This is a genomic window from Sphaerisporangium sp. NPDC049457 (genome assembly GCF_055586705.1).
In genome coordinates, this window is record NZ_JBVJHR010000003.1 from 168,829 (window position 1) to 182,679 (window position 13,851).

Sequence of the window (13,851 nt, forward strand, 5' to 3'; positions counted from 1 at the left end):
CGTCACCGTCCCTTCGCCTGACGCTTCTCGAGGCGTCCCGCCAGATACCCCAGCGGAATGGTGACCATCAGGTACGTCAGGCCCACCACCATGATGGGCGTGGCGTTGGCCGTCGTCGACGCCAGGTCGTTGCCGAACTTGGTCAGCTCGACGTACTCGCCGCTGACGCCGAGGAACAGCACCAGCGAGGAGTCCTTGAGCAGCGCGACGAACTGGTTGGTGGTCGGCGGGATGACGATGCGGATCGCCTGCGGGATGACCACCGACACCATCGCGCCGCTGTGGGACATGCCGAGCGAGCGCGCCGCCTCGGCCTGCCCCTTGGGGACGGCCTGCAGGCCGGCCCGCAGCGTCTCGGCCATGTACGCCGCGCTGACGATCGTCAGGCCGAGGATGCCCTGCCCGTACGTGCCGCCCGGCACCTCGAACCCGGGCAGCGCGAGCGGCAGGAAGAGGATGAGCAGGAAGATCAGCAGCGCCGGCAGGCCGCGGAAGATCTCGATGTAGATCACGGCGATCCACCGGTACGGCCGCACGGAGCTCATCCGCATGAGGGCCAGCACGAGCCCGCCGATGGAGCCGAAGACGAAGCCTCCGACGGTGTAGACGATGGTGTTCCTGAGCGCGACCGTGAACAGGTCGGGGAACGCCTGCCGCGCCACGTCCATCTTGGCGAAGTTCTCGGCGAGCCCCTGCCAGTTGGTCAGGAGCACGACCGCGACGAGCGCGAGGACGAGCAGGACGTACTGGACGCCGCGGCTGATCCGCTGCTTCTTCCGAGGGCTGAGCCGGGACCCGCCGGGCGACGGCCCGGCGGGTCCGGCCGGCTCGGCCGTCATGGACTGGTCGGCCATGGAATCAGGAGGCTCCGAGCTCGCCGGGCTTCTTGCCGAACCACTTGACGAAGATCTGCTCGTAGGTGCCGTCGGACTTGGCCTTGGCGATCTCCTCGTTGATCACCTTGGCGAGGGCGTCGTTGCCCTTCTTCATGCCGATGCCGTACTGCTCGCCGGTGTCGAGGCTCGCGATCAGCTCGAACTTGTCGGCGATCTCGGGCTTCTTCAGCCAGGTGAGCACGACGGGCAGGTCCTGGACGATCACGTCGGCCTGGCCGGACTGCAGCCCGAGCAGTTCCTTCGGGGAGTCGGCGAACTCGGTGGGGTCGAAGCCCTTCTCCTTGACGTAGTCCAGGCCGGTGGTCGAGGCCTGCGCGCCGAGCTTGAGGCCCTTGGCCTTGACGTCGTCCAGGGACTTGGCGCCGGTGCCCTTCTTGGCCAGCAGGGCCTGCGTGGCGTCGAAGTAGGGGTCGGAGAACAGGATGTTCTTCTTGCGCTCATCGGTGATCGTCATGCCCGCAGCGGCGACGTCGCACTTGCCGGCGGCCATGGCCGCGCCGCTCTTGATCACCGCGAAGTCGATGTCCACGATGTCCTGCGTCACACCGAGCTTCTTGGCCGCCAGGTCGACGATGTCGACGTCGAAGCCGACCACCTTGTCGCCCTCTTTGAACTGGAACGGCTCATAGGGCAGGTTGGTGCACGTCGTGAGCTTGCCGGGCTTGATCAGCTTGATCTCCGACGCCGCCGGGGCGCTTCCGGCGGGCGCGTTGGAGGCGGTGGCACCGGTGTCCGATCCGCCGCCGCAGGCGGAGAGAAGGCACGCGGCGCCCACGGCGAGCGCCCCGATTGATGTCATACGGCGACGCTTGGACCAAAAGACCACAACGTCCTCCTCTTTAGCTGTATGTCGGAGTTAAGTTAAGTTACCGTAACCCTGGCCATGGTCCCGCACCTGGTCACCAGGGGTATTACCGGAAAGAAACGATCGCACAACACATCATGCGGCCTGGCACTCCGAGATCATCGGCGGGTTAGAGTGCGATCGTGCGGGCGCCTCTCCCCCTGGTGTGCTTAACGCTCATCGCAGCGCTGTCCCTGTCCGGCTGCTCCGGTTCCTCCGGTTCCTCCGGTTCCCCCGGCGGCGCCGGCACTCCGGCGCCGAAGCCCTCCCCCACGTACCTGATCCCCGCGCAGACCGCGCGTCCGGACGAGACGGTGATCAAGGCCCCGGTCGTGACGGACGGCCTGATGCGCTTTCGCGTCCTGGCGTTCCGCGACGGCATGCCCAGCCTGGTGGGCAGTCACGCCGAATGGCCGGCCAAGGGACAGTACGTCCGCGTCCGCGTCCTCATCGAGAGCATCGACCGCAGCAACCAGAAGTTCGACGCCCGGCAGCAGCAGGCGGTCGCCTCCGACGGCCGCGCCTTCCACATCGACTTCGCCGCCCAGACCACCAAGCGCCAGCCCTTCGAGATCGCGGTCGGCAGCTTCGTGCGCATGGAGTTCGACCTGTGGTTCGACGTGCCCAAAAACGTCCAGATCACCAAGATGCGGTTCTTCGGCGAGCCTCCGCTCGGCGTCATCGGCCCGTCCAAGGGCGTCGAGGTGACGATCCGCTGAGCCGGGACGCGCGACGGCCCGGCCGGAGGTGTCCGGCCGGGCCGCCAGGGACGTCGCGGCGACTCCCGTGTGCGCCGTCAGTGGGCGCCGAGTTCGCCGCCGAGGTAGGCCTCGCGCACCTGGGGGTCGTCGAGCAGCTCTGACGCTGCGGCCGACTTCACCACCCGCCCGGTCTCGAGGACGTACGCCCGGTGGGCGAGCTGGAGCGCCTGCTGGGCGTTCTGCTCGACCAGCAGCACGGTGGTGCCCCGGTTGTTGATCTCCTTGATGATCGAGAAGATCTGGGCGACCAGCATCGGGGCCAGGCCCATCGACGGCTCGTCGAGCAGCAGGACCTTCGGCTTGCTCATCAGGGCGCGGCCGATGGCGACCATCTGCTGCTCGCCGCCGGACATCGTGCCGCCCGCCTGGTTCTTGCGCTCGGCCAGCCGGGGGAACAGCTCGAAGACCTCGTCCAGGTCCTTGGTCAGGTCATCGCTGCGGGTGTAGGCGCCCATCAGGAGGTTCTCGGTGACCGTCATGCCCGGGAAGACGCCGCGGCCCTCCGGAGACTGACCGATGCCCGCCAGCACGCGCTTGTGACCGGGCAGCTTGCTGATGTCCTTGCCATCGAAGGTCACCGTGCCCGACGACAGGGGCCGCAGGCCCGAGATGGTCTTGAGGGTCGTCGTCTTGCCGGCGCCGTTGGCGCCGATGAGGGTGACGATCTCCCCTTCGGCCACTTCGAGCGAGATGCCCTTGATCGCCTCGATCTTGCCGTAGTGGACGTGCATGTCCTTCACTTCAAGAAGCATCTGCGGGAGCCCCCAAGTACGCCTCGATGACCCGCGGGTCGTTCTGCACCTCGGCGGGCAGACCGTCGGCGATCTTCTGCCCGAAGTCCAGCACCGCGATGCGGTCGCTGATGCCCATGACCAGGGCCATGTCGTGCTCGATCAGCAGCACCGTGCGCCCGGCGTCGCGGATCTTGCGGATCAGGCCCTGCAGGGACTCCTTCTCGGCCGGGTTCATGCCCGCCGCGGGCTCGTCCAGCAGCAGGAGCTTGGGCTTGGTCGCGAGCGCCCGCGCGATCTCCAGTCGCCGCTGGTCGCCGTAGGGAAGGTTCTTGGCCGTCTCCTCGGCGCGGCTGGCGATGCCCACGAACTCCAGCAGTTCGAGGGCCAGGGCCTTGCCGTCACGCTCTTCGTGCCGGTGCCAGGGCAGGCCGAGCGCCGCGCTGAACATGCCGGCGCGGTGGTGGGCGTCGGCGCCCACCATGACGTTCTCCAGCGCGGACATGTTGTGGAACAGCCGGATGTTCTGGAACGTGCGGGCGATGCCGCGCTTGGTGACCTTGAAGCGCTTCATGCCGTCGATGCGGTCGCCGTCGAACACCACCTGGCCGGACGTCGGGCGGTAGACGCCGGTGACGACGTTGAACACCGTCGTCTTGCCCGCGCCGTTCGGCCCGATGAGCGCGAAGATCTCGCCCTCGTTGATCGTCAGCTCCACCTCGCGCAGCGCGGTGACGCCGCCGAACTGCATCTTGACCTTCTGCAGCTGCAGAAGCGGACGCGGATCGCTCATTTCGCTGCCCCTTCGGCTGCCGCGGCGTGGGCGTCCGGCGCGGGGACCTCCGCGCCCATGGCGCCCATGCCGCCCGTTCCCTCCGCCAGCTCAGCTCTGCGCCGCCGTGAAGGCAGCAGGCCCTCGGGACGGAAGATCATCAACGCCACCAGCGCGGCGCCGAACACCAGGATGCGGTACTCGGACAGCCCGCGGAACCGCTCAGGCAGCCAGGCGACGAGGAAGGCGCCCAGGATGACCCCCGGGATGTTGCCGGAGCCGCCCATCACGACCGCCGCCAGGATGGTCGCCGACAGCATGAACAGGAAGTCGTTCGGGTTGATCGAGATCGTCTTGGAGGCCCAGACGACGCCCATGGCGCCGCCGATGGACGCGCCGATGGCGAAGGCCAGCAGCTTGAACTTGAAGGTCGGCACGCCCATGACCTCGGCGGCGTCCTCGTCCTCGCGGATGGCGGCCCAGGCGCGGCCGACCCGGCTCTTCTCCCAGCGCTTCACGAAGATGATGATCGCGGTGGCCACCACCACCAGCAGGTAGTAGTACGGCCGCGGGTCGAGGACGCCGTAGTGGAAGATGTCGACGCCGAAGACCGTCACCCCGTCGACGCTCGGCGGGTGCGGGATGCCGGCGATGCCGCGCGGGCCGCCGATGGCGTCGGTGTTCTCGGCCGTCTGGCGGACGATCTCACCGAAGCCGAGGGTGACGATGGCCAGGTAGTCGCCCCGCAGGCGGAGCGTCGGGCCGCCCAGCACCACTCCGGACAGCGCCGACAGGATCACGCCGACGACGAGGATCTCCCAGAAGTTCAGCCCCATGCGGGTGCCGAGCAGGGCCATCGAGTAGCCGCCGATGGCGAAGAACGCCACGTACCCGAGGTCGAGCAGGCCGGCCTGGCCGACGACGACGTTGAGCCCGATCGCGAGGACCACGTACGTGCCGATGGGGAAGAACAGGACGCTGGCCCAGTCGCTGTACGGCGACATGATCGGGCCGAGGGACTCGGAGGGCAGCAGCAGCGCGCCGATGAACAGCAGGACATAGAGCGTCCAGCGCTGCCAGCCAGGGGCGGCCGCCCAGCGGTCGCGGACGCCGTCGATGAACGCCGAGAAGGCGTTCCTGCCGTTGGTGATCGTCGTATTCGTGCTCATGCGCGCGCCTGCTGGAGTGATTCACCGAGGATGCCGGTGGGCCGGAACATCAGGACCAGGACGAGGACCGTGAACGCGATGACATCCTTCCATCCCGAGCCGAAGACGGCGGCGCCGTAGTTCTCGATCAGACCGAGGAACAGGCCGCCGAGCAACGCTCCACGTAGGTTGCCGATGCCCCCGAGCACCGCGGCCGTGAAGGCCTTGATGCCGAGGAGGAAGCCGATGGAGAACTTGGTGACCTCGAACTGCAGGATGAACAGGGCGCCGGCGACGCCGGCCATCAGGCCACCGATCAGGAACGTCATCCGCACGATCTTGTCGATGTCCACGCCCATCAGCACCGCGGTCTCGGGGTCCTGGGAGGTGGCGCGGATGCCGCGGCCGATCTTGGTGCGGTTCACCAGCAGGTCCAGCAGGACCATCATGCCGATCGCCGCCACGAAGATCAGGACCTGGTCCACCCGGATCTGCGCGCCGCCGATCGTGAACAGGGTGTCCTTCTCCATGATGCGGGCCACGCCCATCTGGTTGCGGCCCTGCTGCGGACGGTTGAACACGTGCGGGATGAGCACCAGGGCGAAGAGCTCCTGGAGGAAGAGCGAGGCGCCGATGGCCGAGATGAGCGCGGCCAGGCGCGAGGCGCCGCGTTTGCGCAGCGGCCGGTAGGCGATGCGTTCCAGCAGCATGGCCGAGCCGGCGGAGGCGGCGCCGCCCACGAGCACCATCAGCAGCAGGCCGCCGACGAGGGCGAACCCGGTGAGCGGCGTGGTGATGCCGAGCGCCATCACCACGAACGCCGACGCCATGGTGCCGATCATGAAGATCTCGGAGTGCGCGAAGTTGATGAGCCGCAGCACGCCGTAGACCATCGTGTAGCCCAGAGCGACGAGGCCGTAGATCGCGCCCAGGATGAGGCCGTCGATCGTGTACGGCCAGAAGGAGCCGAGGAGGTTATCGAACACGGAGTTTCGCTTTCAAAGAAGCCTTCACGCGAGGTCGGACACGGACAGGGGCGGGAGCGCCGTTGCGTTTCCCGCCCCTCATTACCTGGCCGTCGACGTAACGTCCGTCAGCCGAGCTTGGCCGTCGTCGTGTCGCCGAGCAGGCCGATCTGGCCGTCCTTGACCTGGTACATGTAGATCGACTTGGCGGAGGGCTCACCGCTGGGGTCGAACTTGATGTGCTTGGAGATGCCGTCGAAGTCGGACTTGCCAATGGCCTCGTTGATCGCGTCGGCGGTGGTGGCGCCGCCGGCGATGGCCTTGGTGAACGCCGTCATGGCGTCGTAGCCCTCGGTCGCGTAGATGAGCGGGTCGGCGCCGAACTTCGCCTTGTAGTCGGTGGCGAACTTCTTGACCTTCTCGTCGGTCTCGGCCGAGGTCGGGATGCGGCAGGGGCAGCCGATGAGCACGCCCTCGGCCTGCTGGGCGCCGGCGCTCTCGATGAGGCCCTTGTCGAGCGAGCCGTCGGCGGAGAAGAACTTCGCGTCCACGCCCTTGTCGCGCAGCTGCTTGATGAGCTTGCCCGCGGCGGCGTAGTAGCCGCCGAAGAAGATGGCGTCCGGCTTGGCGGAGGCCACCTTGTTCACCGTCGAGGAGTAGTCGGTGGCGGCCGGGTCGAGCGCGTCGTCGGTGACCGTGCCGCCCTTGGTCTTGAGCTGGGCGCGGACCGCGTCGGCGAGCCCCTTGCCGTACTCGGACTTGTCGTCGATCACGAAGACGTTCTTGGCCGCCGCGGCGCCCGCGATGAAGTCGGCGATGGCCGGGCCCTGCACGCCGTCGTTCGGCACCACGCGGTGCCAGTACTTCCAGCCGTTCTTCGCGAGGTCGACGTTGGTGGCCGAGGCGGAGACGTTCGGGATCTTCGCCTCCTCCAGCACCGGCACGGCCTGCTTGGACTCGCCGGAGAACGCCGGGCCGACCAGCCCGACGACCTTGTCGTTCTTGATGGCCTGCTGGGCGAGGTTGACGGCCGTCGTCGGGTCGGCGCGGCTGTCGTACTTGATCATCTCGATCTTGACCTTGGGATTCGTCGCGTTGTACTCGTCCACGGCCAACTGGGCGCCGTTGCTCGGCGGGATGACGATGCCGGAGTTCTCACCCGACAGGTCGCCCATGAAACCGATCTTCAGCGTGCTCGGCGCGGCGGAGTCGCCGCCACCGGTCGTCGAGCCCGTGTCGCCACCACAGGCGGCGAGACCAACGGTAAGTGCCACACCGACGGCGAGCACGCCCCCGAGGCGAGCAATCTTGGGCCGCAAGGTTGCCTTCCTTTCGCCTGATCCCATTTGGGGGATCGGGTTCACAGAGCCACCCTGGCAGTCTGAGCCAGGGGTCGATGACGGCATTACACCCAGCTCAAGTCACAGGTCGGTACAGAGTCACATCACGTTACCGCTTCGTTATCACACCGGTCCTCTTCGGCGATCAGCACGAAAAGTAAAGGTCACATCGTGGGTGCGCGGGTCACCGAAGATCAACCGCGCGTGCTCGTGAGCGGCCGATCGCCCCCGCGCCGGCCCGGACTGACAGAACGGAGGGGCGTGGCGTCAGGGACGGGAGTCATGGTCATGACTCCTCAGGAGGCTTCGCCTCGCTCACGACGGCCTGGGCGACCTGGCGCATGCTCATGCGACGGTCCATCGACGCCTTCTGGATCCACCGGAAGGCCTGCGGCTCGCTCCAGCCGTGCTCGGCCATCAGCAGCCCCTTGGCCCGCTCGACGAGCTTGCGCGTCTCAAGCCGCTCGCCGAGGGTCGACACCTCGCGCTCGAGCGCCGCGATCTCCTCGTGCCGGCTCACGGCCATCTCGATCGCCGGCACCAGGTCGGACTTGGTGAACGGCTTGACCAGGTAGGCCATCGCCCCGGCGTCCCTGGCCCGCTCGACCAGATCGCGCTGGGAGAACGCCGTCAGGATCAGGCACGGCGCCACGCGTTCGGACGCGATGCGCTCGGCGGCCGAGATGCCGTCGAGGATCGGCATCTTGACGTCGAGGATCACCAGATCGGGGCGCTGCTCCAGGGCCAGCTTGATCGCCGTCTCGCCGTCACCGGCCTCGCCGACGACGGCATAGCCCTCTTCTTCCAGCATCTCCTTCAAATCGAGGCGGATCAGCGCCTCATCTTCCGCGATCACCACTCGCCGCTGCGTACTCACGACCAAGAGAGTACCGACGTCCGCTAGATTAGGGACACGAGCACCACGGCGCCCCGATAGACCAACGGCAGAGTCGATGGCCTCAAAATCCATACAGTGTGGGTTCGAATCCCACTCGGGGCACTTGCATGGCGAAACCGCGCGGCCGAGGCCGCGCGGTTCGTCTTTCCGCGCACACTGCGCACACCGGCGACGGCTCTCCCCGCCGCGCCCACCGATGAGGGATTTCCGCCGCGCCCGCCGGCGAGCGCGCCAACGCCGATCACCGGCAGGCGCGAAGGCCGCCTGCCGGTGATCGCCCGCTGAGGTCAGCTGGTGCTGGACACCGCCGAACCGATGGTGTGGACGCGCAGGGCGTTGGTGGAGCCGTGGTTCCCGGGGGGCGAGCCGGCGACGATGACGACCTTGTCGCCCTTCTCGTAGCGGCCCAGCGACAGCAGCGCCGACTCGACCTGACGCACCATGTCGTCGGTGTGGTGCACGAACGGCACCTCGAAGGTCTCGACGCCCCAGGTGAGCGCGAGCTGGCCGCGCACCTGCGGAGCGGAGGTGAAGGCGAGCAGCGGGATCGGCGAGCGGTAGCGGGCCAGGCGCCGCGCGGTCTCGCCCGACATGGTGAAGGCGCACAGGGCCTTGGCCCCGACGATGGCGCCGACCTCGGCCGCCGCGCGGGCGATGGCCCCGCCGGTGGTCTCGGGAAGCCTGTCGAAGGTGTGGGTGGCCTCCAGCGACTCGGCCTCGGCGGCCGAGGCGATGCGGGCCATGGTGGCGACCGACTCGACGGGATAGCTGCCGACCGAGGTCTCGCCGGAGAGCATGACGGCGTCGGCGCCGTCCATGACGGCGTAGGCGACGTCGGAGGCCTCGGCGCGGGTGGGCCGGGGGGCGCTCATCATGGAGTCGAGCATCTGGGTGGCCACGATGACCGGGTGGGCCTTCTCTCTGGCCAGGGCGATGGCGCGGCGCTGCACGATCGGCACCTGCTCCAGCGGGAGCTCCACGCCGAGGTCGCCGCGGGCGACCATGATGCCGTCGAAGGCGTCGACGATCTCTTCGAGGCAGTCGACCGCCTGCGGCTTCTCGATCTTGGCGAGGAGGGGCAGGTGGACGCCCTCCTCGTCCATGATGCTGCGGACGATCTGCGCGTCGCCGGGACTGCGCACGAACGACAGCGCGATCATGTCGAAGCCGGTGCGCAGCGCCCAGCGCAGGTCTTCCTCGTCCTTGTCGGTGAGGGCGGGGGCGGAGACGGCGACGCCGGGCAGGTTGAGGCCCTTGTTGTCGGAGATCATGCCGCCGACGAGCACCTTGGTGACCACGCGGGGACCGTCGACCTCGGTGGCCTCCAGGCACAGGCGGCCGTCGTCGACGAGGATCTTGTCGCCCGGCTTGACGTCGGAGGGCAGGCCCTCGTAGGTGGTGGAGACCATGGCGCGGTCGCCGGGGACGTCCTCGGTGGTGATCGTGAAGACGTCGCCGAAGCCGAGACGCACGGGCCCTTCGGCGAAGCGGCCTACACGGATCTTCGGCCCCTGCAGGTCGGCGAGGACGCCGACGGCCTTGCCGAGTTCGGCCGCCGCCTCCCGCACCCGGCCGTGGATCTCCTTGTGGAGCTCGTGGCTCCCGTGGCTGAGGTTGAACCGCGCGACGTTCATCCCGGCGGCGATCAGCTCGCGCAGCCGCTCAGGAGATGAGGTGGCGGGCCCCAGTGTGCAGACAATCTTCGCTCGACGACTCACAAGTCCTACCCTAATTGGTACAGACCACTCGATGATGACGAAGCTCGCAGCGCCCGGAGAAATTCGGGTGACATGAGCCTTGCCATCAGGTGCGCGTCGCCATGTCGCCGCAGGCGGGCCCGGTGCTCCCGGGCGAGGGCCGCGACCGGCGCGAAAGCGCGCGAGGCCTGTGTTGGTCTTCCCGTGCTCTGGCAAGGATAGTTGCAGCGCGGTGTGCGCGGGGGCGGTATGCGCGCGGACGGCCCCGCGGAGGTGCGCGGCCCCCGTTTCCACGGGGCCGCCCCACGGGGCCGTCACAGGCGCTCTCAGCCCTTGGCGGTGGCCGCCCGGTAGGCGTTGACCAGGCCGTGCCCGTAGAAGCCGTTCTTGGCGGCCGAGCCCGCGCAGGCGTGGGTCTCCTCGCTCACCGAGTAGGTGGTCGAGCCGGAGGCCGGGCAGCCCACCGGGGTCGCCGTGGCGTACAGCAGCCGCTCGACCCTGGACGGGGACAGCGTCAGCCCGCCCCTGCCCGGCTTGCCGAAGCGGGCGATGAGGATGGCCGCGACGCCGGCGGCGTGCGGTGAGGCCATGGAGGTGCCGGAGAGGTACTGGTAGTACGAGCAGCTCCCGTGGTGGCATTCGCGCACCACCGAGGAGGTGACGGGCTTGCCGGCCTTGTTGATGAGCTTCTGCTCGCGCAGCACGCGCGTCGGGGCGGCGGCGAGGATCTCCCTGCTCGTGCCCTTCAGCGAGGTGCCGGCGTCGGAGGGGTCGCCGCCGGGGGCCGACAGGTCGGTCTGCTCGATGCCGTAGTCGGAGTACCAGGCCTTGCGCTTGCTGGGCCCGACGGCCGAGACCGAGATGACGCCGCGCGACTCGGCGGGAACGTTGAGGCACGAGTTGTCGATCTTGCGCTCGCGCTCCTTGCCGAGCGGGTAGCCGGGGCTCTCCTTGTCGACGGCGGGGGCGCCGAGGTCGGTGGAGCCGTTGCCGAGCGCGCTGATGAGCGTGACGCCGCGGGCGCGGGCGTAGTCGAGCGCGCGCTGCACGCCGGTGATGATGCCGGCCTGCTGGAGCTGGTCGGCCTTGGAGTCCGCAGGGTTGTGCGCGCAGTTGAAGGTCCAGGGGTCGACGAAGAAGCTCATGTTGACCACGTCGATGCCCGCGTCGCCGGCGTAGGTGAGCGCGTCGAGGACCGGCTTGAGGAAGAAGAACCCCGAGTCGTTGCCGGCGCGGATGTTGACCAGCGACACGTCGGGGGCGACGCCGGCGATGCCGATGCCGTTGATCGGCGAGCCGATGGTGCTGGCGACGTGGGTGCCGTGCCCGTCGTCGTCGACGTCGACGGGGTCCTTGCAGCCCTTGTACTCGCACGGCCCGTCGAGCTTCTTGCCGTTGGAGTCCTTGGGCCGGTCGGTCACGAAGTTGCGGCTGAGCGCCCGGTTGAAGTTCGCGGCGATGTCGGGGTGCCTGCCGTCCACGCCGGTGTCGATGATGCCGACCAGGACCTTCTTGCTGCCGCGGTTCTTGGCGTAGGAGCCGGTGGGCGTGGCGCCGATCATCCTCATGTCCCACTGGCGGCCGGACAGCGGCTCGCCGCCCCGGGCGGCGGCCGAGGAGCCCGCGGCCGCGGCGGACGCGGCGGCCTTGGCGGACGCGGCGGACCTCCCCTCGGCGGAGGCGGCCGCGGTCGGCGCGGAGGACACCGGGAGCGACAGCGGCGCGGTCGCGGGGCCGGCGCCTGCGGGCAGGGCGGTGGCCGAGCCGATGCGGCGGTTGTCGGTCACGCCCACGACGGCCGGGCTCGCGCCGACGGCCTCGGCGAAGCTCGCGCCGGGGCCGCGGGCGACGATGTAGCCGAGCTTGGCCTCGACGGCCGCGGCGGCGCCCCCGCGCTCGCCGATCGCGCGCAGCGCCTCGGCCTGCCGGCCGGCGCCGTAGAAGACCAGATATTCGCCCTTGCCCGCCGCCGGGGGCACGGCGCCCACCGGCCCGGCGCCCGTCGCGAGCGAAGCCCCGGCGAGCGCGCCCGCCACGGCGAGCGAGACGGCGGCGCCTGCCAGGCGTTTGTACCCCCGCACGATCGACCTTCCCCTCATGCCTGTCTTACAACGAGGCGACATCTTTCAGGGGATCGAGCACCAAAGCAAGTCGCGGTCATATACTCCGGCATTCGATCCGTTACATGCATTTATAGCTATTAAAACTGTATGGGATGACCGTATTACCACAAAAAGGACGGCGCCCCGTGATGGAGGCGCCGTCCTTCCAGGCCGTCCTTCCTCGCCATCCTTCAGGCGGTCACACCAGCGGCCGGGCCGTCGGCGGGATCGCCACGGGCAGGGCGGTCTGGCCGGTCAGGTAGCGGTCGGCCGCGGCGGCCGCAGAGCGGCCCTCCGCGATCGCCCACACGATGAGCGACTGCCCCCGGCCCATGTCGCCGGCGACGAAGACGCCCTCCACACCCGACATGTACGACTTGTCGCGTGCGACGTTGCCCCGGGCGTCGAAGAACGTGCCCGGGTCGGCCGACAGCGCCGCGAGGTCGGTGAGCAGCGCGCCCTTCTCGGGGCCGACGAAGCCCATCGCCAGCGTGACCAGCTCGGCGGGGATCTCGCGCTCGGTGCCGGGGATCGGCTTGAACCCGGCCGCGGGACCCTCGACGTCCACCAGCCGCAGGGCCTTCACCCGGCCCTGCTCGTCGGCGACGAACTCGGTGGTCGAAACGGCGTACACCCGCGCGCCGTCCCCGGCCTCGAGCTCCTCGTGGGCGCTCTCCATCTTGAACAGCATCGGGTACGTCGGCCACGGCTGGGAGCCGGGCCGGGCCGCCGGCGGCCTCGGCATGATCTCAAGCTGGGTCACCGAGAGCGCGCCCTGGCGCACCGCCGTGCCGATGCAGTCGGCGCCGGTGTCGCCGCCGCCGATCACCACGACGTGCTTGCCCTCTGCCGACACCGGGGAGACCGGGAAGTCGCCCTCCTGCACCTTGTTGGACAGCGGAAGGTACTCCATGGCCTGGTAGACGCCATCGTGCTCGCGGCCGGCCACCGGCAGGTCGCGCCAGGCGGTGGCGCCGCCGGCCAGCACGATGGCGTCGAACTCCTCGCGGAGCCGCTCGACCGTGATGTCGGCCCCGACGTTGACGCCGACGCGGAACTCGGTGCCCTCGGCGCGCATCTGCGCCAGGCGCCGGTCGACGTGCCGCTTCTCCATCTTGAACTCGGGGATGCCGTAGCGCAGCAGGCCGCCGACGCGGTCGGCGCGCTCGAAGACCACCACGTCGTGACCGGCGCGGGTGAGCTGCTGGGCGGCGGCGAGCCCCGCGGGCCCCGAGCCCACGACGGCGACGCGCTTGCCCGTCTTGGCCGACGGCGGCTGCGGGGTCACCCAGCCCTCGTCGAAGGCGCGGTCGATGATCTCGACCTCGACCCTCTTGATGGCCACCGGGTCGGAGTTGATGCCGAGGACGCACGCCGACTCGCACGGAGCCGGGCACAGGCGGCCGGTGAACTCGGGGAAGTTGTTGGTGGCGTGCAGCCGCTCGATCGCCTCGCGCCAGTCGTCCCGGTAGACCAGGTCGTTCCACTCGGGGATGAGGTTGCCGAGCGGGCAGCCGTTGTGGCAGAACGGGATGCCGCAGTCCATGCAGCGGGTGGCCTGCTTGGTGAGGGCGGGCTTGGGGAAGTCCTCGTAGACCTCCCGCCAGTCGCGGATGCGGACCTCGACCGGGCGGCGCGCCGGCAGCTCACGGTCGTGCGTCAGAAACCCCTTGGGGTCGGCCATCGGTGAAACCTCC

At 69.2% G+C, this 13,851-nt stretch carries 12 protein-coding genes and 1 tRNA gene; 2 read left to right on the forward strand and 11 right to left on the reverse strand.

Going from position 1 to position 13,851, the window contains the following annotated elements; all coding sequences use genetic code 11:
* Positions 1–2 precede the first annotated feature (2 nt).
* Complete coding sequence (locus ACZ6QO_RS06700) at positions 3–854, reverse strand: amino acid ABC transporter permease (RefSeq protein ID WP_465848351.1); 852 nt, start codon at positions 852–854, stop codon at positions 3–5.
* 4 nt (positions 855–858) lie between these two features.
* Complete coding sequence (locus ACZ6QO_RS06705; protein WP_465848353.1) at positions 859–1,695, reverse strand: ABC transporter substrate-binding protein; 837 nt, start codon at positions 1,693–1,695, stop codon at positions 859–861.
* A gap of 209 nt (positions 1,696–1,904) precedes the next feature.
* Between ACZ6QO_RS06705 and ACZ6QO_RS06710 the strand changes: the two genes are divergently transcribed.
* The gene (locus ACZ6QO_RS06710) at positions 1,905–2,459 is read left to right on the forward strand and encodes a DUF4352 domain-containing protein (RefSeq protein WP_465848355.1); all 555 of its coding nucleotides are present in this window, start codon (positions 1,905–1,907) and stop codon (positions 2,457–2,459) included.
* Between the two features lie 77 nt (positions 2,460–2,536).
* Here the strand turns inward: ACZ6QO_RS06710 and ACZ6QO_RS06715 are convergent, their stop codons facing one another.
* From ACZ6QO_RS06715 to ACZ6QO_RS06740, 6 genes are all read right to left on the reverse strand, one after another.
* On the reverse strand, positions 2,537–3,253 hold the full coding sequence (locus tag ACZ6QO_RS06715) for an ABC transporter ATP-binding protein (RefSeq protein ID WP_465848356.1): 717 nt from the start codon (positions 3,251–3,253) through the stop codon (positions 2,537–2,539).
* Positions 3,243–4,025, reverse strand: coding sequence for an ABC transporter ATP-binding protein (locus ACZ6QO_RS06720; RefSeq protein ID WP_465848357.1), 783 nt, complete (start codon positions 4,023–4,025; stop codon positions 3,243–3,245). Before ACZ6QO_RS06720 ends, ACZ6QO_RS06715 begins: the two co-directional genes overlap by 11 nt.
* Positions 4,022–5,173 (reverse strand): branched-chain amino acid ABC transporter permease, encoded by a 1,152-nt coding sequence (locus ACZ6QO_RS06725; protein ID WP_465848358.1) that lies wholly within the window; start codon positions 5,171–5,173, stop codon positions 4,022–4,024. The genes ACZ6QO_RS06720 and ACZ6QO_RS06725 overlap by 4 nt, the downstream gene beginning before the upstream one ends.
* Positions 5,170–6,138, reverse strand: a complete 969-nt coding sequence (locus tag ACZ6QO_RS06730) for a branched-chain amino acid ABC transporter permease (protein ID WP_465848360.1) — start codon at positions 6,136–6,138, stop codon at positions 5,170–5,172. The genes ACZ6QO_RS06725 and ACZ6QO_RS06730 overlap by 4 nt, the downstream gene beginning before the upstream one ends.
* A gap of 107 nt (positions 6,139–6,245) precedes the next feature.
* Complete coding sequence (locus tag ACZ6QO_RS06735) at positions 6,246–7,436, reverse strand: branched-chain amino acid ABC transporter substrate-binding protein (protein WP_465848362.1); 1,191 nt, start codon at positions 7,434–7,436, stop codon at positions 6,246–6,248.
* A gap of 307 nt (positions 7,437–7,743) precedes the next feature.
* Positions 7,744–8,334, reverse strand: coding sequence for an ANTAR domain-containing response regulator (locus ACZ6QO_RS06740; RefSeq protein ID WP_465848363.1), 591 nt, complete (start codon positions 8,332–8,334; stop codon positions 7,744–7,746).
* A 50-nt stretch (positions 8,335–8,384) separates the two neighbouring features.
* Between ACZ6QO_RS06740 and ACZ6QO_RS06745 the strand changes: the two genes are divergently transcribed.
* A tRNA-Leu gene (locus ACZ6QO_RS06745) sits at positions 8,385–8,457 on the forward strand.
* Positions 8,458–8,642: 185 nt separating this feature from the next.
* On the opposite strand, the gene pyk is transcribed toward ACZ6QO_RS06745, so the two are convergent.
* From pyk to ACZ6QO_RS06760, 3 genes are all read right to left on the reverse strand, one after another.
* Entirely contained in the window at positions 8,643–10,073 is a 1,431-nt protein-coding gene (pyk, locus tag ACZ6QO_RS06750) for a pyruvate kinase (protein WP_465848364.1), read from the reverse strand.
* 305 nt (positions 10,074–10,378) lie between these two features.
* Positions 10,379–12,133 (reverse strand): S8 family peptidase, encoded by a 1,755-nt coding sequence (locus ACZ6QO_RS06755; RefSeq protein ID WP_465848365.1) that lies wholly within the window; start codon positions 12,131–12,133, stop codon positions 10,379–10,381.
* 220 nt (positions 12,134–12,353) lie between these two features.
* Positions 12,354–13,838 carry a glutamate synthase subunit beta gene (locus ACZ6QO_RS06760; protein WP_465848367.1) on the reverse strand — a complete coding sequence of 495 codons (1,485 nt, stop codon included), beginning with the start codon at positions 13,836–13,838 and terminating at the stop codon, positions 12,354–12,356.
* Positions 13,839–13,851: the final 13 nt, after the last annotated feature.